Here is a 21,698-nt window from a genome sequence, read left to right as displayed (position 1 = left end):
CGTCCGGCCACCGGCTGTCGGGGTCCGCGTCGCGGGCCCGGTGACCGGCGCTAAGCCGCGGTGCAGGTCACCTCTGGGGACGCGCTGGTTCCGGTCCCTATGAAGCCGAAGACCTCTCTGGTCTGGCCGGTGGCCACGCTGCCGTTCCAGCCCACGTCGGCGGCCGTGACCGTGGAGCCCGTGATACTCAAGTCCGCGTTCCAGTGGCTGGTGACGGCCTGGTCTCCCGGCCAGGTCCACTCCAGGGTCCATCCGTCCAGGGCCTCGCCGGTGGCGGTGACGGTGACGTTGCCCTGCCAGCCCGAGCCCCAGTCGTTGACGACCTTGATCTCGGCGGTGCAGTCCTCTTCGGTCGGCTCCGTGGTCGGGTCGGTCGGTTCGGTGGTGGGGTCCGTGGGGTCGGTGGTCGGGTCGGTCGGGTCCGTCTGGTCGTCGACGGGGTCGATGCGCGAGATGTTCCCGAACCTGCCGTCCAGGATGTAGAGCTCCAGGTCGGGCCCCTGCACGAACGAGTAGGTGCCGCCGCTGGGGATGTCGATGAGGTTGGTCTCGACCACCTGGTCGCCCTCGACTTCGAGGGCCCTGATGTCGCCCTCGCAGTAGTCGCTGAACAGGTAGGCGCCCTGGAGCGCCGGGATGGCCTCGCCCCGGTAGACGTAGCCGCCGGTGACCGCGCAGCGGGCCCCGTCGTTGTCGTACTCGAAGATCGGCGGCGTGTGGTTCGCCGGCTCCTCGCCGGAGAACACCAGCGTGCCCTCCATCCGGGACCAGCCGTAGTTCTGCCCGCCGACGCCGGCCGGCGCCCGGTCGACCTCCTCGCGCAGGTTCTGGCCGACGTCGCCGATCCACAGCTCGTCGGTGAGCGCGTCGAAGGAGAACCGCCACGGGTTGCGCAGCCCGTAGGCCCAGATCTCGCCCCGGGCGTTCGGGTCGTCGACGAACGGGTTGTCCGATGGGATGGCGTACGGTTCGACGCTGGGGTCGATGCGCAGGATCTTGCCGAGGAGGGTGGTCAGGTCCTGGCCGTTGTCGTCCGGGTCGCCGCTGCTGCCGCCGTCACCGATGCCGATGTAGAGCATGCCGTCGGGGCCGAACACGATGTTGCCGCCGTTGTGGTTCGAGTACGGCTGGTCCTGCGTGAGCACGCTGCGGCGGGTGTCGAGCTGGAGCTGCCCGTCGGCGACGTCGAACTTGTCGATGTCGTTGTCGCCGTCCAGGTTGGTGAACGAGATGTAGAAGTGCTCGAAGGACGGGTCGAACGCGAGCCCCAGCAGGCCGCCCTCGCCTTCGGTGGACACCTCGTCGCTGATGTCCAGCACCGGCGCGCCCAGTCCTTCGTCGCCGAGGACGTGGATCGTGCCCGTCCGCTCGGCGATCCAGAGCGCACCGTCCGGTCCGACCGTGCCGGAGGTCGGCGACTCCCCCGTGCCGACCGGGGTCAGCTGCAACTCGACGTCCTGGAGCGATGCGGCCTCCGGTTCGTCGGCGAGGACGGTGGGCGCCCAGCCGGCCATCGTCGCGGCCACACCGAGGGTGCCGACGATGCCCAGGAGCTTCGTGCGTCTGATGATACGACTCATACCTGAACGATAAATATTGACAATAGTCAATGTCAAGGGCAGCATTGACACAAGGGACGAACGGACACCGCGTCCGACCGCACGGACGACCCGGTGGCGGCTTCGCCGAGCCCCGCGGCCGGGAGCCGCGGCGTCGCGCTCGTCGAAGGCCCGGACGGCGCTTACCATGAGATCGTGGGCGACTCGATCTCGGACGCGCCGCCGAAGCGGGGCGCGGCCCAGCGGTCCGCCCGGGCGGGCAGGCAGGTCATCGACCCGGTCCGGCGCCGGGTCGGCATCGCGCTGGCGCTGGTGGGCATCCCCGCGCTCGTGCTCGCACTCCAACCGCTGCGGGGCGAGCTGTCCCTGAGCAGCACCATGCTCATCGTCCTCACGGCGGTCATGGCGATCACGCTGACCGGCGGCATGTGGCCCGCGCTGCTGGCGGCCCTGGCGGGGTTCTTCGGGCTCAACTTCCTCTTCACCCTCCCCTACTACACGTTCAAGGTCACCGGCCGCGAGTCGCTGCTGGAGCTGACGGTGTTCGTGGCGCTGGCGCTGAGCGGCGCGGGCGTCGTCAACCTCTCGGCGGCCAGGGCGCGGCTCGCCGCGAGGGCGAGTGCCGAGGCGCAGACCCTCGCCACGCTCGCCGGGAACGTGCTGCGCGGCGACCACGGCCTGACCGACCTGCTCGAACAGCTGCGCATCACCTTCTCCCTGGAGTCGGTGACGCTCCTGGAGCGCGTCGCGGCGGGCGAGGGCCCCGAGTCGTGGCGCGTCGTCGCCTGCTCCGGGGACGCCTGCGCGAGCCCCGGCGAGGCCGAGAACCGCGTGCGGATCGGCGACGGCCTCTCCCTGGCGCTGGGCGGCCACACCCTGGAGGCCTCGGACCGGCGCGTCGCCCAGGCGTTCGCGATGCACGCGGCCGCCGCGCTCGAACGCGAGCGCCTGGAGCGCGAGGCCGCGGCCGTGCAGCGGCTCACCGACACCGACAAGCTCCGCACCGCGCTGCTCGCCGCCGTCTCGCACGACCTGCGCACGCCGCTGGCCTCGGCGCGCGTCGCGATCAGCAGCCTCGGCTCCACCGCGGACCTGTTCACCGACGACGAGCGCGGCGAACTGCTCGACACCGCCGAGTCCTCGCTCGCGCGATTGTCGGGCCTGGTCGACAACCTGCTCGACATGAGCCGCCTGGAGGCCGGGGTGCTCGGCGCGATCCCGGTGCCGATCGCCCTGGACGAGGCGGTGCCGACCGCGCTCGACGAGCTCGGGGACGCGGCCGCGGGCGTGCGGCTCGACATCGCCGAGGACCTGCCGGAGGTCTCGGCCGACCCCGGGCTCCTCCAGCGCATCCTCGTCAACGTCATCGGCAACGCGCTGCGCTACAGCCCCGCGGACCGCCCCCCGCGCGTCGGCGGGAACGCCCTCGGCGACCGGGTGCAGCTGCGGATCAGCGACCACGGCCCCGGCGTGCCCGACGAGGAGCGGGAGCTGATGTTCACCCCGTTCCAGCGCCTCGGCGACCGCGACAACTCGACCGGCGTCGGACTCGGCCTGGCGCTCTCCAGGGGCCTGGCCGAGGCCATGGGCGGCGCGCTCGCGCCCGAGGCGACGCCCGGCGGCGGCCTCACGATGGTCCTGACGCTGCCGAAGGCCACCGGCAAGGAGACCGCATGATCAAGGTCCTGGTCGTCGACGACGAACCGCAGATCCTCCGGGCGCTGCGCATCAACCTCGCCGCGCACGGCTACGAGGTCCACACCGCCGAGGACGGGGCCGCCGCGCTGCGCCAGGCCGCCGCCGTCGTGCCCGACCTGATCGTGCTCGACCTGGGCCTGCCGGACATGGACGGCGGCGAGGTCATCGCCGGGCTGCGCGGCTGGACGAAGACGCCGATCCTCGTCCTGTCCGGGCGGGCGGCCAGCACCGAGAAGATCACCGCGCTCGACGCCGGGGCCGACGACTACGTGACCAAGCCGTTCGACATCGGCGAGCTCCTGGCGCGGGTCCGCGCGGTGACCCGCCGCGGCGGCGACGAGGCCGAGTCCCCCCTCGTCACCCTCGGCGAGACCGCCGTGGACCTGGCCGCGCGGACAGTGCGCCGGGCCGGGGAGGAGGTGCGCCTGACGCCGACCGAGTGGCAGCTCGTCGAGATCCTCCTGCGCAACCCGGGGAAGCTGGTCAGCCAGCGCGAACTGCTGCACCGCGTCTGGGGCCCGTCCTACGACCGCGAGACGAACTACCTGCGCCAGTACATGGCCCAGCTGCGCCGCAAGCTGGAGGCCGACCCCGCGCGCCCCGCCCACCTGCTCACCGAGCCGGGCATGGGCTACCGCTTCCGCCCGTGACGGAGCGGCGTCAAGACCGCGTCAAGATCCGCGCCCGGCGCGTATGGAAGGCGTCAAGCCCTCTAGGCAAACGGCGCCCGGCGGAGGTTCACTCAAGCCGCCGGGCGCTCCCGGCCCGCTGACGCGGCACGGTGCCGCGCTTCCTGATCGAGAGAAGGGTCGGCCGCGGCCACCAACCCCATGCGCACCGTCATACGAGGCTTCGCCCGCCGCCCCGTCCGCATCGTCCCGGTCGGCTTCGCCGCCGCCATCCTCGTCGCGTCCGCGCTGCTGATGCTGCCGATCGCGAGCCGGGGGCCGGGCGGGACCCGCTTCCTCGACGCGGTGTTCACCGCCACCTCGTCCGTCGCCGTCACCGGCCTGATCACCGTCGACACCCCGACGTACTGGAGCGGCTTCGGGCAGGCCGTGATCCTGGCGTGCATGCAGCTGGGCGGCCTGGGCATCATGACCACCGCGGCGCTCCTGGGGCTGCTGGCGGGCCGCAGACTCGGGCTGCGGTCGCGCCTGATGACGCGCGCCGAACTGCACCAGGGCATCGGCATCGGCGAGGTCAAGACCGTGCTGCTCAAGGCCGTCACCGTCACGTTCATCACCGAGCTCGCCATCGCCGTCGTCCTCGCGCTGCGGTTCGACCTGGCGTACGGCCTCGGGAGGGGCGAATCGGCCTGGATGGGCATCTTCCACGGCGTCAGCTCCTTCAACAACGCCGGGTTCGCCCTGTTCAGCGACTCGATCATGAGCTACGCGACCGACCCGTGGATCAGCCTGCCGCTGTGCGCCGGGACGATCATCGGCGGCCTCGGCATGCCCGTGCTGTTCGAGCTGACGCGCCGCGGCTGGGGACGCGGGCGCTGGTCGATCCACACCAAGATGACCCTGCTCGGGACGGTCGTCCTGCTGCTGGGCGGCTGGTTCGTCCTCTTGGGCTTCGAGTGGTCCAACCCGGGCACCCTCGGGCAGTTCCCGTGGCCCGACCGCTTCCTTCCCGCGTTCTTCCAGTCGGCGGTGCTGCGCACCAGCGGCTTCAACTCGATCGACGTCGGCGCCATGCACGACCACTCGCTGCTGGTGTCGATCGTGCTGATGTTCATCGGCGGCGGCGCGGCCTCGACGGCGGGCGGCATCAAGGTGACGACCTTCTTCGTGCTGCTGTGGGTGATCTGGGCGGAGGTGCGCAGCGAACCCGACGTCTCGGCGTTCCAGCGGCGCCTCGGCATGCCGGTCATCCGCGAGGCGCTGTCGGTGGCCCTGGTCTACGCCGCGCTCAACGCCGCCGCGGTCATCCTCATGCAGATCTTCGAGCCCCACATACCGCTGACCCCCATCATGTTCGAGGTGGCCTCGGCGGCGGCGACCGTCGGCCAGTCGACCGGCATCACCGCCTCGCTCAGCGACCCGTCGAAGTGGCTGCTGATCGCCGTCATGTACGGCGGCCGGATCGGGCCGGTCCTGTTCACCACGTCGCTGGCGATGCGCACCCGCAAGCGCCTGTACCGCCACCCCGAGGGCCGCCCGCTCGTCGGCTGACCGGCCCCGGCCCCGCGGCGATCGACGCGAGCGAGGGCGGACGCCCGGCGAGCGGCGTTACCATCCGCTCATGCACGTCTCGCATGCCGGTGCCCGGTCGGCGCCCGCTCGCCCGCCGGGAAGGAACCGGCGTTCGCCGCGCGGGGCCCCCGATGGCTGAGCGCCGGTTCCCGCGCCGTGTGTTCGAGGACGGCGAGGAGCCCGATCCGCGTTTCTCGCTGGCGAACGAGCGCACCTTCCTGGCCTGGATCCGCACCTCGCTGGCGTTCACCGCCGGAGGCGTGGCGCTGGAGGCGCTCGCCGTGCCGCTGCAGGACACGCTCCGGCTCATCGCCGCGCTCGTGCTCGTCGCGATCGGCCTCGCGCTGCCGGTCCATGCCTGGATCGACTGGGCGCGGTCCGAGCGGGCCATCCGCGCCGGCCGGCCGCTCCCCTCGCCGGTCGCGATCCTCCCGGTCGCCGTCGGGGTGGTGCTCGCCGGTGGGCTCATCGCCGTCGCGCTCCTGATCGGTGCCGACCGGTGACGAAGGCGACCGGGCCGTCCGGGCCGCCGGACGGCGGGCTGCAACTCGAACGCAGCGATCTGGCGTGGCGGCGCACCGCGCTCGGGCTCACCGCCGCCTTGATGCTGGCGTCGCGCCTCTCGGCGTCCGCGCACCCGTGGCTCGGCTTCGCGCTGCCACTGGCGGCCTTGGCCGCCGGGGGGATCCTGATGGCGGCGGCCGCCCGCCGGTCGGGCCGGTGGCTCCGCGCGTGGCGGGCGGGCGGGCCGGTTCCCCGGGCGCCGGGAGCCCGGCTGCTGCTCGTCGCCACCGCGCTGGCCGCGCTGGCCGCCGCGGTCGGCGCCTGCCTGGTGCTGGGCGTGTACGGCCCGGTCGGCCCTTGAGGGCCCCAGGTCGCGTCCGGGGCAGGCATGAGTCAGGTGCCCGACAGTGGGGGCACCGTCGGTTATGCGAGAATCGCTCCGTGCGCATCGGCCGACCGATCATCCGAGGGTTCCGCGCCCTCGTGTTCGCGGTCGCCTGCGTCCTGGTCTCCGCCGGTCTGCACTTGGCCGCCGGAGGTGCCCTCGTCTCGTGGGGCACCGGCGCCGCCGCCGCGGCGGCGGTGGCCTCCATCGGCTACCTCCTCGGCGGATCGCAGCGCGGCTGGGCCGTGCTCCTGCCCGCCTGCGCGCTGGTGCAGGCCGGGCTCCACGTGTGGTTCAGCGCCGCGACCGGGCACCTCGCGCACGCCGTGCCGAGCCCCGCGATGCTGCTGGTGCACGCCCTCGCGATGGCCGTCTGCGCGGTCTGGCTCGCACGCGGGGACGCCGCGCTCGCGGCGTTCGTGGACCTGCTGGTCCTCTGGGCGGCCGCGGCACTCGTGCTGCGGTTGTTCCGCGCCGCCCCGGCCCGCCTCCCGCGCGCCTTCACCGAACGGGCGCTCACGCCGCCGGTGCTGCGGCTGCTCGCCACCGCGGCCTCACGGCGCGGCCCGCCCGCGTTCGCCTTCTCCCACTGACCTTCTGACGTCGGCGGCGCCCACCGCGGCGACCGCCGCGAGCCCACGCACCCGTCGCACGCGCGGTTCACCCGCGCCTCGGCAGCGTGCGCTCGCATCTGGAAACGAGAGCGAACATGCGCAAGACCAATACGACCTTCCCCGCCCGTGCGGCGGCCGCCTCGGCGGCGCTGCTCAGCGCGGGCCTGCTCGCCGCCTGCGGCGGCGAGGCCCCCGAGACCGACCAGGCCGCCGAGGCGGCCGAGCCCAGCGCCGCCGCATCGGTGACGGTCACCGACGCCTGGGTCAAGGCGACCGAGGAGGACATGAGCGCCGTCTTCGGCGTCCTGGAGAACGCCTCCGGCACCGAGGCGCACCTCGTCGCGGCCGAGAGCGACCTGGCCATGACCGAACTGCACGAAGTCGTCGAGTCGGACGGCTCGACGGTCATGCGGGAGGTCCCCGACGGGTTCACCGTCCCGGCCGAGGGCTCGCACGAGCTCGCGCCCGGCGGCGACCACATCATGCTCATGGGCCTGGGCGCCCCGATCGTCGCCGGAGACGAGGTGACGGTGACCCTCGAGTTCGAGGACGGCTCCGAGCTGGAGCTCACCGCCGTCGCCAAGGACTTCGAGGGCGGCGACGAGGAGTACCGGCCCGGCGACATGGGCGACATGTAGGCCCCCGGCATGGAACCGAAGCGACAGCGCCTGAACCGGCGCGGACTGCTCGGGGCCGCCGGAGGGGCCGCCGCGCTCGGCGCCGTCGGCGCCGGTGCGGCGGCCCTGGGCCGCGGCTCCGACGAGACCGAGCCCGCGGCCGCACCCGCGACCACCGTGCCCTTCCACGGCGCCCACCAGGCCGGGATCACCGATGACGCCCCCTCGCAGGCCGTGCTGCTCGCACTGGACGTCAACGACGACGTGGACGCCGACCGCCTCGCCGCGGTCATGCGCCTGCTGTCCGACGACGCCGCGCGCCTGACCCAGGGCGAGGCCGCGCTGGCCGACGCCGACCCCGAACTGGCCGCCGAGCCCGCGCTGCTGACGGTCACCTTCGGGTTCGGGCTCGACCTGCTCGACCGGCTCGGCCTGAGCGTCCCGGCCGGGGCCGGGCCGCTCCCGGCGTTCTCGGTGGACCGGCTGGAGGACGCCTGGTCCGGCGGCGACCTGCTGATCCAGGTGTGCGGCGAGGGCGATCTGGCCCTGAGCCACGCGATCCGGATGCTCGTCAAGGACTCCCGGTCCTTCGCCGGCGTCCGCTGGGCCCAGCGCGGCTTCCGCCAGCGCCCGGCAGGCGGCGGCACGCCCCGCAACGTGCTGGGGCAGATCGACGGGACGAGCAACCCGGATCCGGGCTCGGCGGACGGCGGCGAGGCGATCTGGTTCGGCCCCGAGGCCGGGGCGCTGGCGGGCGGCACGGTCATGGCCGTGCGCCGCATGCGCACCGGCCTCGACCGGTGGGACAGGCTGGATGCGGTCGGCAAGGACCGGGTGATCGGCCGCCGCATCGCCGACGGCGCCCCGCTCACCGGGGAGGCCGAGGACGATCCGGTCGACCTCGACGCGCGCGAGGACTCGGGGCTCCCGGTCATCCCGACCAACGCCCACGTCCGCCGCGCCATCGAGGCCGGGGAGACGATCCTGCGCCGCTCCTACAACTACGACGACGGCCCCGGTCCGGACGGCGAGTCGGACACCGGCCTGGTGTTCATCGCCTACCAGGCCGACATCGGGCAGTTCATCGCGATCCAGGAGCACTTGGCCGAGGCCGACCTGCTCAACGACTACGCCGTCCCGATCGGCTCGGCCGTGTTCGTCCTCCCGCCGGGGTGCGAGGAGGGCGGCTGGATCGGCCAGGGCCTGTTCGCATGAGTGCCGCGGCGGCCGTCTTGCCCAGCCGTCCGCCGCGGCACCATCCCATTCTACATTCAGCCAACTATATTTACATATATAAATTTAACAATGAAAATCGAACACCGCGAGACTCATCGGCGCCCTCAGCGCCGCGACCTTCCACAGAAAGCAGTACCAGCAATGCAGCGATCCACCGCCCGCCGCGCGCTCGCGCGCACCGCCGTCGTCGGCGCCGCCGCCTCGCTCGCCGTCCTGGCGGCCACCGGCCCGGCCGCCGCCCACGTCACCATCGCCGGGGACAACACCGTCGCCGGCTCCTACACCCTGCTCACCGTCTCGGTCCCCCACGGCTGCGACGGCGAGGCCACCACCCAGATCGCCGTCCAGGTCCCCGAGCCCATCAACGCCGTCACCCCCAGCGTCAACCCGAACTGGGAGGTCGAGAAGGTCATGGTCGACCTGCCCGAGCCGATCACCGACGCCCACGGCAACGAGCTCACCGAGCGCGTCGACCAGATCGTCTACACCGCGGACACGCCGCTGCCCGACGGCCTGCGCGACGCCTTCGAGCTCTCCCTCAGGCTCCCCGAGGAGACCGCGGGCCAGACGCTCTACTTCCCGGTCGTCCAGACCTGCGGCGAGGCCGAGCATCCCTGGATCGAGATCCCCACCGACGGACAGGCCGCCGACGAGCTCGAATCCCCCGCCCCGTCGATCACCGTGACCGCGGCCGACGAGGCCGGCACCGAACCCGCCGCCGAGGCGACCGAGGCCGAGGCCGCCGACGACCACGCCGACGACGAGGGCACCGACCCGCTCACCTACATCGCGCTCGCCATCGGCATGATCGGCGCCGGGCTCGGCGCGTTCGCGCTCGCGAAGGGACGGCGTGCGGCGTGATCGGGCTCCGCACGCGACCGCCGGGGCGGGCACTCCTGCTCGCCCTGGCGGCCCTCGCCATCGCACTCGCGCCCGCCGCCCCCGCGCAGGCGCACGCCGCCCTCCTGGCGACCGACCCCGCCGACCGCGCCGTCCTCGACGCCGCCCCCGATGCGGTCACCCTCACCTTCAACGAGGCCGTCCAACCCGTCGACGACGCCATGCGCCTGGTCGACGGCGACGGCGGCGAGACGGCGGTCCCGGCCGCCGCCAGCGACGCCGACGTCGTCATCGACCTGCCCGAACTCGCCGACGGCCCGTACTACCTCAACTGGCGGGTCATCTCGGCCGACTCGCACCCGATCTCCGGCGTCCTGTCCTTCGCGGTCGGCGGCGGGGCCGCGCCCCCGCCGCCGGTGGACGCCGAAACGGAGCCCGACCGGCCGTGGGCGGCCTGGGCCGTGAACGTCGCCTACTATTTCGGGCTGCTCCTGTTCGCCGGTTACGCGGTCTTCCGCACCGCCGTCGCCCGCGAGCTCGCCCCGCCCCGTCCCCGGCACCGGCTCCTGCGCGTCACCGGCGCGCTCGCGATCCTCGCCGCGGCCCTGGCCGTCCCCGTCGGCGCGCTCGACGCGGCCGGGGAGCCGCTCAGCCGCATCGGCGACCTCGACGCCTGGCGCGACACCGTGCAGACCGGCGCCCTCGTCGGGCTCGCGGCCACCATCGCCGGCGTCGCGGCGGCCTGGCTCGGCGTCCGCGGACGCCGCCGGTGGGCCGCGCCCGCGGTCCTTGCCGGCAGCGCGGCGGCCCTGCTCGCACCGGTCCTCATCGGACATTCCATGGCCTTCGGGCCGCGCTGGCTCATGGTCGCCGCCGACGGCGTCCACCTCGCCACGGCCGCGATCTGGGTCGGCGGCATCACCGGGCTCACGGTCGTCCTCATGCGCTTGCGCCGCGAACCGGACAGCGCCGAGCGCGCCGCGACCGTGGTCGCGCGCTTCTCGACGTGGGCCGGGTACAGCGTGGCCGCGTTGGGCGCGAGCGGGATCGCGATGGCCCTGATGATCCACCGGACGTGGGCGAGCCTGTTCGAATCCGACCACGGCCGGGCGCTGCTGATCAAGCTCGGTCTGGTGGCCGTCGCGGTGGCGCTCGCCGGGTGGAACCGGTACCGGCTCGTCCCCTCGGTCCGCGCCGCCCGCGACGCCCCGGCCGCGCTCTCGCGGCTGCGGCGCACCGTCCGCGGCGAGGCCGCCGTCCTCGCCGCCGTCATCGCGCTGACCGGGGTCCTGGTGAACCTCTCCCCGGAAACCGGGGAGGAGTCCGCCGCCGCGCCACCGGGACCGGTCTCGCTGCAAGCGGACCTCGGCGACGGCGAAGCGCGGTTGCAGGCGACCACGGAGGTCGCCCGCGAGCACACCCTGACGCTCGCCCTCGTCGACGCCGCCGGTCAGCCGCTGGAGCCGCTGGAGCCGCCCGTCGTCACCGCGACGCTGCCCGAGCGCGACTTCGGCCCCCTCAACGCGATGGTCCACGAGTTCGAGCCCGGCCGGTACCACTGCGTCGTCAATCTGCCGCTCAGCGGCGAGTGGGAGATCACCGTGCAGGTGAGGATCTCGGAGTTCGAGTCCCAGACGGCGATCTTCGATCTCGCCATCGGTTGAGGCCGGAAGAGGACGACGGCCATGGCCCGCTCGCCGGACGCGAGGGCGTCGCGTCCGGCGGCTCGGGTCTATGCGGCGTCGAAGGAACGGGCGGACTCCTCGAAGATCAGCTCCGCGTCGTAGTCCACCGAGGCGAGGTGGTAGCTGTTGTGCAGCAGGATCTCCCTGGTCTGCCCCGGTGACGTCGCGCCGGTGACGATCGAGCTGGAGAGCTCCCCGGACTCGCCGTCGGCCACGGACCTGAACAGCACGATGGGCTGCCGGACGGTCCGCAGCCTCGGCCCCAGGTCCTTCCAGAGCCGCGTCAGCGTCCCGACCGCCCGCAGCGGCAGCCGCGAGTAGCTGATCCTCCCCGCCCCCGGCTTCTTCACCAGCGGCCCGTCGTTCGGGATCGACTTCATGACCAGTTGGATCACCGGCAGGAGCGGAAGCAGCCGGTTCGGGTTCGCCAGTGCCGGGTTCACCAATGCGACGGACGCGACCTCGTCCGGCCGCATCGCCGCGAGTCGGAGCGCCAGCGCCCCGCCCATCGACTGGCCCGCGACGTGGACCCGCTCGCATTCGGCGGCCAGTTCCAGCAGCGACGCCTCGGCCGTCTCGTACCAGGCCGTCCACGGGACGTCGGCGAGCTCACGCCAGTGCGTCCCGTGCCCGGGCAGCAGTGGAACGCTCACCGAGTAGCCGCGCTCGGCGAGGTGCTCGCCCCACGGGCGCATGGAGGCGGGCGTGCCGCCGAAGCCGTGCAGGAGCAGCACTCCCGTCGATCCGCCCCGCACCCGCATCGGCTCGGCCGTTTCCGCCGCGAACTCGTTGCCGGGCATGTTCAAGGGAATCACCTCACCAGACGTCGGGGTGCCGGTCCGAAGCGGCCGCCATCGACTCCAGTTCGGAGCCGAGCAGGGCCAGCAGCCGTTCCTCGCCGTACCCGGCCGTCAGCATGACGCCGATCGGAACGCCGTCGTCGTTCCAGTGCAGCGGCAGCGAGACGGACGGCAGGCCGGTCATGTTGGCGAGCGGGGTGTAGGGCATGAACCGCCCCATCGCCGCGAAGTCCCGTTCCGGATCGGACCAGAAACTCCCGATCGGCGCGGGCGGCTGCGCCAGGGTCGGCGTGAGGATGACGTCGAAGGACGCGAAGACCATGTCCCGCATCATCTGCCCGACGCCCGCGAAGGTGCACAGGTCGGCGTGGAACGTCGTGGCCGAGACGCCGCGGCCCGTTTCGCGCATGTACCTGGTGAACGGCGTCAGCAGCGCCTCGTCGTCGTCCTCGACCTCGATCCGGGCCGCCACCACCGACCACACCCGCTGGAAGGCGTCGGCGACGTCCTGGTCCTTGGACATGTCCATCTCGTCCACCGAGTGCCCCAGCTTGCCGAGCAGGGCGGCCGCCCGCTCCACCGCGGCGCGGCACTCGTCGTGGAGCGCCGCCCCCGGCAGCATCGGCTCGGCCATCACCGCCACGCGGCAGCGGGCGTCCGGGTCCGCCTCCGGCCACAGGGGAGCGGTCGACGTGTCGCCTGGCATGAGGCCGGACATGGCCTCCAGCGTCATCATGGCGTCCTCGACCGTCCGCGCCAGCACGCCGTGGGTGTCGATCCCAGTGGGGTCGTGCGATATGGGCCCCTTGGAGACGCGCCCGCGGCTCGGCTTCAGGCCGACGAGCCCGCAGGCCGAGGCGGGGATGCGCACCGAGCCGCCCGCGTCGGTCCCGTGCGCGAGGGGCGCCATGCCCGCGGCGACCGCCACCGCCGATCCCCCGCTCGAACCGCCGGGCGTGAGCCGGGTGTCCCACGGGTTGCGCGTCGGCGCGGCCAGCTTGTTCTCGGTGTAGCACGGCAGCGCGAACTCGGGGGTGTTCGTCTTGCCCAGGATGGGCATCCCGGCCTGCTTGAACTTGGTGACGACGTGGTCGTCGATGTCGGCGACCTCGCCTCGGCGGGTCAGCGAGCCCTCGGTGCACTCGACGGACTCGACGCGCACGACGTCCTTGAGCGCCACCGGGACGCCGAACAGCGGCGGGAGCGCGCGGCCCTCCTCCCGGGCCGACCGCAGTTCGCTCTCGGCCTCCTCGGCCTGCTCGAACGCGAGGTCCTCGGTGACGGTCACGAAGGCGTTGAGCCGCGGGTCCAGGGCCTTGATGCGCGAAACGTAATGTTCGACCAGCGCCGTCGGGGTGATCTCGTCGTCCTTGACGGCGGCCGCGAGTCGGGCGGCCGAGAGGTCGTGCAGGCTCATGCTCGTTCCTTCGTTCGTGTCGCTTGTGCTCGTCCCAGTGCGGCCAGCTTCACGCCGACCCGGCGCTGCCAGCCGCCGTCGTGCGGCGAGCGCAGCTCGCCCTCGATCAGGTCCATATAGGCCCCGAAGTCCTCGGGGAACATCGCCACGAACGGCTTCGCGGGCTTGTCGCGGTCGTAGCTCGGCCACATCAGCTCGTCCCGTCCCAGCTTCGGCTCGGTGCCCTCCACGACGACGGCGCGGAACCCCAGCGCCCGCAGGTGCCGGAGCGCCCCGCTCTCGTGGGCGTCGCCCAGCACCAGCCGCGCGTCGGTCTGCAGCACGGCCCTGCCCAGCCCCAAGATCAGGTGCCAGGGCACGCGTTCGGTCTGCGGCCCGGTCGGCAGGCTCGGGTCCCGTATGAGGCGCTTGATCTCCACGACCCGGTGCGTGTCGATACCGGGCGCGGCGAAGCGGTCCAGCAGGTCGACCCGGTGGGCCATCTCCGCGGGGAATCGCGCCCGCTCGGCCGAGTCCAGCGGCCGGGGGACGGGGTCGGGCGATCCGACCAGCGCCATGTACCCGATGATCTTGCCCCTGGCGCTGATGCAGATGCCGTGGATCGTGCCGGGCCCGTCCAGGGCGGCCACCGGCTCGATGTGCATGCCGCAGCCGTGGACGATCTCGGGGTCCATGAACCCGATCTGCAGGAACTTCGCCAGTCGGAACCCGAGCAGCGCCCGGCGGTAGCGGTCGGGCAGCTGGGAATCGTGCACGCAGAGGGTGGTGATGCCGTCGCCCGCGCCTCGCAGGAGGAACAGCGGATCGCCGGTGATGGCGCCGAGGAGGCCGCCGAAGGTCAGCCGGTCGTGCATCCTGATGATCTCCGTCGCGAACCACCGGCTCTTCGCGCTGGCGGAGGGGTAGAGGGCGATGCTGCTATTCGAACGGGTCATCCTCGTCTCCAGCTTCGTACAGGCACTCGGTGATCGTCAGCGCCAGCGCCTCGGGGGTGCCCTCGTAGATCCGGCTTCCGAAGGCGTCCCGGACGATCTTCTCCATGCCGTAGGACTTGACGTAGCCGCGAGCGCCCATGAGGGACATGGCGGTGGAGGCGACCTCGATGGCGGTCCGGTCCGCGAACATCTTGGCCACGGCCGGTTCGTAGGCGGGGGCGGGCAGCTCGCTGTCGACGCGGTGCGCGGCCCTGCGGTAGAGCAGCTGCGAGGCCTCGACCGCCGCGGCCATGTCGGCCAGCTTCCGCGCGCTCATCTGGTGCCTCCACAGCTCGGTGCCGCCTTGGACGCGGCTTCCGGCCCACTCGCGCGCGACTTCGAGCGCGTGCCGGGCGATGCCGGTCGAGATGGCCGCCACCGACGGCCGGGCCATGTTCCCCTGGGCGATGTTGATCGGGCCGCCCTCGGCCTCGCCGCCCACCAGGTTCTCGACCGGGACGCGGACGTTGTCGAAGTGGATCTCGGTGCCCAGGCAGTTGCGGTAGCCCATCTTGTCGGCGACGGCGCCGCGCGTCACCCCGGCGCTGTCCAGCGGCACCATGATGCACGTGAGGCCCGTCGCGCCGGGGTAGCCGTCGAGGTTGCCGAACACCGACGCGAAGGAGGCGACCTTGGCGTTGGTGATGAACCGCTTCCTGCCGTTGAGGACGTACTCGTCGCCGTCCCTGCGGATGCTGGTGACGTTCCTGGCGTGGGGGTAGCTCTGCTCCAGCACCAGGTCGGTGCCCGCGTCCTCCTCGGTCACCGCGTTGCAGGCCAGCACCACGTCGTCGCCGGAGAACAGCGGGAGGAAGCGCGCCTGGAGCCGGGTGTCGCCGGAGAGCAGGACGGGGGCCTGGCCCAGCATGGTCGCCCCGAACGTCAGGGCGACGCCCGGATCGGCGGCGGCGATCTCCTCGAGCGCGAGCGCCACGCCGACCACGCCGACGCCGAGGCCGCCGTACTCCTTGGAGACGATCGCCCGCGTCATGCCGATCTCGTGCCCCTTCTGCACGAGGTCCCAGTCGAAGGCGTCCGCGGCGTCCTGGTCGTTCTTCAGGGCACGGGGCAGGACCTCGTCGCGGGCGAACTCGCGAACCGTGGAGCGGAACTTCCGCACTTCGGGTGGGAAGTCGTCGAAGTTGAGGTCTTGCGCGTCCTGAGAGGTCATTGCATCACTCCTAGTGATCGAGGTGGTGGTGGGATCGTGGCGGGGCGGCGCGGAGCTACTTGCCTCCGGCGATGCCGTGCTCGCCGGCGATGTCGGCGTAGCGGTCGAAGGCGGGCTGGAGGATCGGGATGAGTTCGAGGACCTTGGCCACCTTGCCCCTGATCCGCACCCGCCCGGTCGCCACGGCGCTGGGCATCATCAACTCGCCCCGCCACAGCGCGTCGGCGGTGTCGCAGGCCATCTTGATGGTGACCGTCGACCGCTCCGGCACCTCCTCGCCGAGTTCCACCGCGTCCGCCGAGACGTAGACCCGGCATTCGGGCTTGGTGTGCAGGAGACGAACGGTCATGTCGTTCTCCCGCAGCGCCGACGTGAACGCCTCGTCCTCGGCGAGGATCGAGAAGAGCGAGCCGAATACGGCTTCGGCCTGCTTGGTGGATTCGAACTTCTGCATGGTGGCTTCCCTTGGCTGGTCGTTCGCTGTCGTGTTCTGGATTCGGTTCGAGCGGTTCGCGGTGCGCGGTCGGTTCAAGGTGCGCAGTCAGTGCGAAGTGCGCGGTCAGTTCAGGTGCGCGGTCAGTTCATGGTGCGCAGCCGCACGAGGAGCCGCGCCGCCGTCGAGTAGCGGCGGATCGCGGAGCGCCACCGCTCGCCTCGGGGCCGCGCCAGGTGGTGGACGTCGACGAGGAGGTGCTTGCGCACGGGCTGGTCCGCCAGCAGCAGCAGCGTCACTCGCGCGCTGAGGGCGCTGAAGGCGTCCGCCGCGTAGACCAGCTGCGGGAACACGATCTCGGGGGCGTCCAGGTTCCGCGAGGCGAATTCGAGCATCTCGACCGGGGCGAACCGCATGGGGACCATGCGGCGCAGCAGTTCCCATGGCGCGAGCTCCTCCATCTCCTCGCGCTTGACCTTCCCGTCGAGCGGCGGCGAGGGCTTGCGGTAGTCGTAGACGCGGACGTACTGCATGCCGGCCATGTCCCATCCGGTGAACAGGGGCCGCCGGTGCCTGCTGGCGCTCTCGTGGAGGAGGTACTTGGCCCGCAGGCCCTGCCTGGTGGTCACGTCGACGCCGTCGACGATCACATCGGACTCCCCGACCAGCTCCTCGACGTTCTCCGCCGTGATCCCCCGGTCGCAGACCCGGGTCCGCGAGTCGGGGTCGACGGCGCGGATCCGCTCGGCGGCCGCTTCGGCCTTGTTGCGTCCGAGGTCCTCGATCCCGGCGTTCTGCCGGTTGAGGTTGTTCAGCTCGTAGGTGCCCGGATCGGCCAGGGCGAACCGCCGCACGCCCATCCGGACGAGCGGTTCCACCGCCGCGCCGCCGATGGAGCCGCAGCCCGCGATGAGCACGTTCGCCTCGCGCAGGCGGTCTTGGACGTCGTCGGGGATGAATCCGGTGTTCCTGGAGGTCCGTTCCCGGTAGTCGTCGTCGCTTCGGGGTTCGGAGCGCGGGTCTGAGGTCAGGGGGTTCACGAGTGCTCGCCTTCGGGTTCGGGGAGACGGCGCGGGAGCCAGAGCATGCCCACCACGGCCACGGCCACCAGTACGGCGGCCGCCGCGGCCATGGTGATCCGCTGGGCGTCCATGAAGGCGTCCTGCGCTCCACTGAGGATGGATTCGAGCTCGCTCGGGCTCGGCGCGTTCGGCGATTCGGACACGGCTTGCACGGTCGTGGCCGTGCCGCTCAGCGAGTCGTGCGCCGCGTCGGGAAGCAGGCCCGAGGCGGGGAGGTCGTCGAAGCGGTCCCGGTAGACCACCGAGTACAGCGATCCCATCACCGCGACGCCGAGCGCCGCCCCGACCTGGCGCAGGGTGTTGTTCACCGCGGCGCCCGATCCGGCCTTGTCCGCGTCGACCACGAGCATGACCAGGGTCGTGGTGGCTCCCATGACGAATCCCATGCCGAGGCCGGCGAGGCCGAGGTAGATCTCCACGGGCCACAGCGCGGTGTCGGCGCCGACCGTGGCGATCCCCGCGAGCGAGGCGGCCAGCAGGAGCAGTCCCAGGGTGATCGTGAACCGGGGGCCGCGGCTCTTGGACATGGCGCCGCTGGACAGCGCCGAGGCCACGCTTCCCACCGCCACGGGGAGCAGGATCAGGCCCAGTTCGAGCGGGCTGTTGTCGCGCACCATCTGGATGTAGAAGACCAGCAGGAAGGTGCCGCCGGTCAGCGCGAAGAACGCCATCGCGATGCTCGTGGTCCCGGCGGTGAAGGCGGGGTTCTTGAACAGCGACACGTCCATGGCCGGGTGCGCGGTCCGGCGTTCCACCGCGACCAGGACCACCGCGAGCACCAGGCCGAGGACGATCAGGCCGAGCGTGTCCGCTCGGAGCCATTCGGACGTCTCGCCGCCGCGGATGATGCCGTACACCAGGGCGGCGATCGCGGCGGCCGAGAGGAGCAGGCCCGGCAGGTCCATCCGGGCCCGCGTCTGGGCTCGGGACTCGGGGACCCGCCACAGGATCAGCAGCAGGCACGCGGCGACGATCGGCACGTTGATGATGAACACCGAGCCCCACCAGAAGCGCTCCAGCAGCGCGCCGCCGAGGATCGGCCCGAAGGCCACCGAGAGGCCGCCGATCGCGGACCAGACGCCCAGTGCCTTGCCCTGGTCCGAGGACGGGAAGGAGTCCTTGATGATCGCCAGTGTCGCGGGCGGCACGACCGCGCCGCCCAGGCCCATCACCGCCCGCCACGCGATCAGCTCCTCAGGAGTGGACGCGTAGGACGACAGGGCCGAGGCCACGGCGAACACCACCAGTCCGACCACCAGGATGCGGCGCCGCCCCAGCGCGTCGGCCAGCACTCCCGCGGTGAACATCAGCGCGGCGTACACCAGGATGTAGGCGTCCACGGCCCATTGGAGCTGCGAGTTCGACGCGGACAGACTGCGCTGGATCGTCGGCAGCGCCACGTTCAGGATCGTGTTGTCCATCATGACGACGAGGAAGCAGGTCCCCAGGACGGCGAGCACGGTCCACCGCCGGCCTTGGCGGAGTTGGGTATTCGTCACAGATCATTCCTTCTGGTCGCTCGGCGGTGGGTGGGTGAGCGGTGGGTGGGCGGAGCCCCGTCAGATCTCCCGGTGGACCCTCGATCCGGCTCGGCGGTGGCCGCGGGAGCGGCGGATGTCGTTGACGACGAAGCAGCGGCGGAGCCAGCGGTCGGTGCCGTCGTAGCGGGGTTTGAACGCGGTGCGGCCGTGGACGGCCCGCCGGTTGTCGATGACCAGCAGGTCTCCCGGCTTGAGCACCACGCCGATCAGCGCCTCTTGGAAGAGGCCCTCCAGCACGCCGAGCGCCTTCTTCGCGCCGAGCGTGTCGCCTTCCATCGCGTGGAAGTCGACGCAGAGGTCGGGGTCCGCTCGGGGCCCGGAGAGGATGGGGATCGCATCGGAGTACTTCGTGGACTCGCCGCCGGTGAAGGAGCTGGCGAAGCGGATGCGGAACTCCGGGCGCCGCAGGGCCTCGACCGTCTCCTCGTCGAGGCGCTCCAGGACCGAGCCGATGCCGCACCCGAGCGTGTAGGCCGTCCCCTCGTGGTCGCCTCGGAGGCACATGAGCCCCACGAAATGCGGCATGTTGGGGTGGAATCCGTCCTCGGTGTGCAGTTCCAGCAGCCGGCTGCCGGAGTTCTCCTGGAGGCTCTCGGCTCCGGGCACGGGGCAGACGTCCTGCACGAGCCGCCCCGCCTTCTCGTCGGCGTAGGAGATCACGTCGCCGAGGTGGCTCATCAGGACCAACTGGGCGACCGTGCTGACGGCGAGGTCCGTCCAGGCCCCGGAGAACTGTCCATTGCCGGGAGTGGGGCTCAACGGCGAGTCCACCGGCAGCCCCGTGATCAGCATCAGGCCCGCCGGCGTTCCGTTCTGGCGGAAGTCGACCAGCTTGGAGGCGATGCCGGGGTCGGTGGATCGCCGCAGGACTTCGAGGTCCGTCAGGAGTTCCGGCGTGTCGAGCTGGCGGTCGCCGTGCCGGTGCACGATCTCCTTCGCCAGCTGCTTCACCGCCTCGGCGGAGCTCGGCGGCATCGCTGCGACGGCGTCCGCCGGGATCGGGCGATACATCAATCCCCTCCTCTGTTTCCACTGACGTGTATCAGTGAGAGAGTCAATTTCAACTCATGTTGATCCGACCATATTCCGCACCACCCAGGCTGTCAACTGGTGTGAGAAGACTTACACTCTAAGATCAACATGAGTGAAAATTGAGGATGGAGGCATCGGATCTTGACAGCTTGCAGCCTGTTACGGCGGATACTCAGAGGAATGAACGCCAGTTTTGCCGACGAAGCACACGGTCTGCGCGGCCACACGAATCACCGTGGGGCGCAGGAGCCCCGACCGTCGGCCGCCCGCACCCGGCATCGCGCGGCCGGGAAGGCGGGCCGCGGGCCTCGGGCCGCAGCGGCCTCCTCGCGTTCCGCGCCCGAGAGCCATTGACCAAGCCGCTCTCGAAGCCCAAGATTGAACGGGGAGGAAGCGACTATCCGAACAACAAGGAACAGAACGACCGAACCCGGGCCGTTCGCGCGGCGGCTCCCCCGGTCCCACCGGCCTCCCGCCACCGGATGAACCACAGCAGGTGATCACATGACAGAAGACCACAGCCGAGACGACAGCAGCTTCGCATTCAAACTCAATCAATTGTTCGAGACCATCTCCGCCCCCGGCGGCAACGCCTACACCAACGACGAGGTCGCGGGCGCCATCACCGAGGGCGGCACTCCGATCTCGGGAAGCTATATCTGGATGCTGCGCAAGGGCCAGCGGGACAACCCGACGCTCCGCCACATCGAGGCCCTCGCCCACTTCTTCGGCATCCCCGTCTCGTACTTCTTCGACGACGAGCTCGGACGCGAGGTCGAGCGCGACCTGAAGCTGCTCGCGGCACTGAAGGACGCCGAGGTGCGCAGGATCGCGCTGCGCAGCGCCGACCTGAACGAGCGGTCGCTCCACATAGTCACCGATATCATCGATCGGGTCCGCGAGCTCGAGAACAAGTCGGAGGACGACACCGACCGTTAGCCCCGTTCATTCGGACGCCGACCGATCGGCATCGGCCACCGGATCGAGAAAGGCATATCGAGCGTCGCACGGCCGCATCGCCCGATGATTCCCGCCGGGGCGCCCGAATCCCGGAACGACCATTTCGGAGCGGTCATTTCCCGGCCGCCGTCGCCGGACCGCCGGACACCGGTCCGTTCACTCCCGGCGACACCGGCACCACCGGCCAATCCGGTGACACCGGCACCAAGCCCGTATGCAATGGCGTCCCGACCGGCCATTCAGTCGCATTCGACCAGGTCGCAAGCCGGAAGCGCACCGCAATACCGGCGATCTCGGTGGCCCCTCCAATCGGCGGAGCTCCGGTAGACTCGTGTCCACGCCCCGATGACCGCACGTCAGTGCAGGAGAAGCGCATGGCTCGAGAACCTGACCGCCGCCGAGAGCCGATACCTCGCAGCCGGTTCTCCAACGGAGAGTATCGAAAGATCATTCGGCACTGTCGTTCCAGAATCGACGCGCTCAACCCGGTCAGGCCGTACAACCTCGATGATCTGCTGAGCAAATGGGAGGCGCACACCGGCCGGACCGTGCAACTGATGCCCATGAGTCTGCGTCAGGGGAACCTGACCGGCCTGTGCCTGTCGAGCACGGCGACCGACTACATCGTGTTCGAGCAGGACGCGGCCCAGTTGCACCGACTCCACATCATCTACCACGAGTTCGGGCACCTGCTTTGCGACCACCGCTCTCAGGAACTCGACATTAAGGTTTCCTCCCTGTTGTTTCCGACCCTCGACCCGATGACGGTAAGGCGAACACTGATGCGCAACTGCACGTACAGCGACCGCCAAGAACAAGAGGCCGAGACCACCGCGTACATTCTCATGGAATCGCTTTTCGCGCCTTCGGCGGCGTCCACCGCCTCCAATGAATCGACGAATCCCGCCCACAGAATTGCCGAGTCGCTGACAATTCCGAACGGGTGACC

21 protein-coding genes and 1 pseudogene are annotated in these 21,698 nt (G+C 71.4%); 12 read left to right on the top strand and 10 right to left on the bottom strand.

Features of this window, described 5'->3' with window-relative positions:
- Nucleotides 1-50 precede the first annotated feature (50 nt).
- Both H613_RS32580 and H613_RS25475 read right to left on the bottom strand, forming a co-directional pair.
- The gene (locus tag H613_RS32580) at nucleotides 51-329 is read right to left on the bottom strand and encodes a cellulose binding domain-containing protein (protein WP_342673012.1); all 279 of its coding nucleotides are present in this window, start codon (nucleotides 327-329) and stop codon (nucleotides 51-53) included.
- 108 nt (nucleotides 330-437) lie between these two features.
- Nucleotides 438-1,514: pseudogene (locus H613_RS25475) on the bottom strand (PQQ-dependent sugar dehydrogenase); the annotation flags it as partial.
- Between the two features lie 240 nt (nucleotides 1,515-1,754).
- On the opposite strand from H613_RS25475, the gene H613_RS25470 reads away from it, so the two are divergent.
- The 10 genes from H613_RS25470 (at nucleotide 1,755) to H613_RS31350 (ending at nucleotide 11,318) form a co-directional block, all read left to right on the top strand.
- Complete coding sequence (locus tag H613_RS25470) at nucleotides 1,755-3,236, top strand: sensor histidine kinase (RefSeq protein WP_245598508.1); 1,482 nt, start codon at nucleotides 1,755-1,757, stop codon at nucleotides 3,234-3,236.
- On the top strand, nucleotides 3,233-3,907 hold the full coding sequence (locus H613_RS0108915) for a response regulator (RefSeq protein WP_026923521.1): 675 nt from the start codon (nucleotides 3,233-3,235) through the stop codon (nucleotides 3,905-3,907). The genes H613_RS25470 and H613_RS0108915 overlap by 4 nt, the downstream gene beginning before the upstream one ends.
- Before the next feature lie 180 nt (nucleotides 3,908-4,087).
- The gene (locus H613_RS0108910; protein ID WP_035737110.1) at nucleotides 4,088-5,437 is read left to right on the top strand and encodes a TrkH family potassium uptake protein; all 1,350 of its coding nucleotides are present in this window, start codon (nucleotides 4,088-4,090) and stop codon (nucleotides 5,435-5,437) included.
- A 152-nt stretch (nucleotides 5,438-5,589) separates the two neighbouring features.
- Entirely contained in the window at nucleotides 5,590-5,961 is a 372-nt protein-coding gene (locus H613_RS0108905; RefSeq protein WP_026923519.1) for a YidH family protein, read from the top strand.
- Nucleotides 5,958-6,323, top strand: coding sequence for a DUF202 domain-containing protein (locus H613_RS25465; RefSeq protein ID WP_051393137.1), 366 nt, complete (start codon nucleotides 5,958-5,960; stop codon nucleotides 6,321-6,323). Before H613_RS0108905 ends, H613_RS25465 begins: the two co-directional genes overlap by 4 nt.
- 80 nt (nucleotides 6,324-6,403) lie before the next feature.
- Complete coding sequence (locus tag H613_RS0108895; RefSeq protein WP_026923518.1) at nucleotides 6,404-6,940, top strand: hypothetical protein; 537 nt, start codon at nucleotides 6,404-6,406, stop codon at nucleotides 6,938-6,940.
- 116 nt (nucleotides 6,941-7,056) lie between these two features.
- Nucleotides 7,057-7,599, top strand: coding sequence for a copper chaperone PCu(A)C (locus tag H613_RS30775; protein ID WP_026923517.1), 543 nt, complete (start codon nucleotides 7,057-7,059; stop codon nucleotides 7,597-7,599).
- A gap of 9 nt (nucleotides 7,600-7,608) precedes the next feature.
- Nucleotides 7,609-8,793 (top strand): Dyp-type peroxidase, encoded by a 1,185-nt coding sequence (locus H613_RS0108885; RefSeq protein ID WP_026923516.1) that lies wholly within the window; start codon nucleotides 7,609-7,611, stop codon nucleotides 8,791-8,793.
- Nucleotides 8,794-8,955: 162 nt separating this feature from the next.
- Nucleotides 8,956-9,675, top strand: a complete 720-nt coding sequence (locus H613_RS0108880) for a YcnI family copper-binding membrane protein (protein WP_026923515.1) — start codon at nucleotides 8,956-8,958, stop codon at nucleotides 9,673-9,675.
- Nucleotides 9,672-11,318: a copper resistance CopC/CopD family protein gene (locus H613_RS31350; RefSeq protein ID WP_026923514.1), complete on the top strand. Its 1,647-nt coding sequence runs from the start codon at nucleotides 9,672-9,674 to the stop codon at nucleotides 11,316-11,318. Before H613_RS0108880 ends, H613_RS31350 begins: the two co-directional genes overlap by 4 nt.
- Nucleotides 11,319-11,386: 68 nt before the next feature.
- Here the strand turns inward: H613_RS31350 and H613_RS25460 are convergent, their stop codons facing one another.
- The 8 genes from H613_RS25460 to H613_RS0108835 form a co-directional block, all read right to left on the bottom strand.
- Nucleotides 11,387-12,139 (bottom strand): alpha/beta hydrolase, encoded by a 753-nt coding sequence (locus H613_RS25460; RefSeq protein ID WP_051393136.1) that lies wholly within the window; start codon nucleotides 12,137-12,139, stop codon nucleotides 11,387-11,389.
- A gap of 16 nt (nucleotides 12,140-12,155) precedes the next feature.
- Nucleotides 12,156-13,556, bottom strand: a complete 1,401-nt coding sequence (locus tag H613_RS0108865) for an amidase (protein WP_026923513.1) — start codon at nucleotides 13,554-13,556, stop codon at nucleotides 12,156-12,158.
- The gene (locus H613_RS0108860) at nucleotides 13,553-14,491 is read right to left on the bottom strand and encodes a hypothetical protein (RefSeq protein WP_026923512.1); all 939 of its coding nucleotides are present in this window, start codon (nucleotides 14,489-14,491) and stop codon (nucleotides 13,553-13,555) included. Before H613_RS0108860 ends, H613_RS0108865 begins: the two co-directional genes overlap by 4 nt.
- Nucleotides 14,475-15,701 (bottom strand): acyl-CoA dehydrogenase family protein, encoded by a 1,227-nt coding sequence (locus H613_RS0108855; protein WP_026923511.1) that lies wholly within the window; start codon nucleotides 15,699-15,701, stop codon nucleotides 14,475-14,477. The genes H613_RS0108860 and H613_RS0108855 overlap by 17 nt, the downstream gene beginning before the upstream one ends.
- Before the next feature lie 55 nt (nucleotides 15,702-15,756).
- On the bottom strand, nucleotides 15,757-16,155 hold the full coding sequence (locus H613_RS0108850; RefSeq protein ID WP_026923510.1) for a hypothetical protein: 399 nt from the start codon (nucleotides 16,153-16,155) through the stop codon (nucleotides 15,757-15,759).
- A gap of 122 nt (nucleotides 16,156-16,277) precedes the next feature.
- Nucleotides 16,278-17,174 (bottom strand): HesA/MoeB/ThiF family protein, encoded by an 897-nt coding sequence (locus H613_RS25455; protein ID WP_051393135.1) that lies wholly within the window; start codon nucleotides 17,172-17,174, stop codon nucleotides 16,278-16,280.
- On the bottom strand, nucleotides 17,171-18,715 hold the full coding sequence (locus tag H613_RS0108840) for an MFS transporter (RefSeq protein WP_026923509.1): 1,545 nt from the start codon (nucleotides 18,713-18,715) through the stop codon (nucleotides 17,171-17,173). Before H613_RS0108840 ends, H613_RS25455 begins: the two co-directional genes overlap by 4 nt.
- Before the next feature lie 60 nt (nucleotides 18,716-18,775).
- Nucleotides 18,776-19,768, bottom strand: coding sequence for a TauD/TfdA family dioxygenase (locus H613_RS0108835; RefSeq protein WP_051393133.1), 993 nt, complete (start codon nucleotides 19,766-19,768; stop codon nucleotides 18,776-18,778).
- Between the two features lie 525 nt (nucleotides 19,769-20,293).
- On the opposite strand from H613_RS0108835, the gene H613_RS25450 reads away from it, so the two are divergent.
- Nucleotides 20,294-20,728, top strand: a complete 435-nt coding sequence (locus tag H613_RS25450) for a helix-turn-helix domain-containing protein (protein WP_035737106.1) — start codon at nucleotides 20,294-20,296, stop codon at nucleotides 20,726-20,728.
- 395 nt (nucleotides 20,729-21,123) lie between these two features.
- Nucleotides 21,124-21,696: an ImmA/IrrE family metallo-endopeptidase gene (locus H613_RS25445; RefSeq protein ID WP_156925919.1), complete on the top strand. Its 573-nt coding sequence runs from the start codon at nucleotides 21,124-21,126 to the stop codon at nucleotides 21,694-21,696.
- The last annotated feature ends 2 nt before the right edge of the window (nucleotides 21,697-21,698 follow it).

It is taken from the genome of Glycomyces arizonensis DSM 44726 (assembly GCF_000482705.1).
GTDB classification, from domain to species: domain Bacteria; phylum Actinomycetota; class Actinomycetes; order Mycobacteriales; family Micromonosporaceae; genus Glycomyces; species Glycomyces arizonensis.
This window is presented reverse-complemented; position numbering and strand designations above follow the sequence as displayed.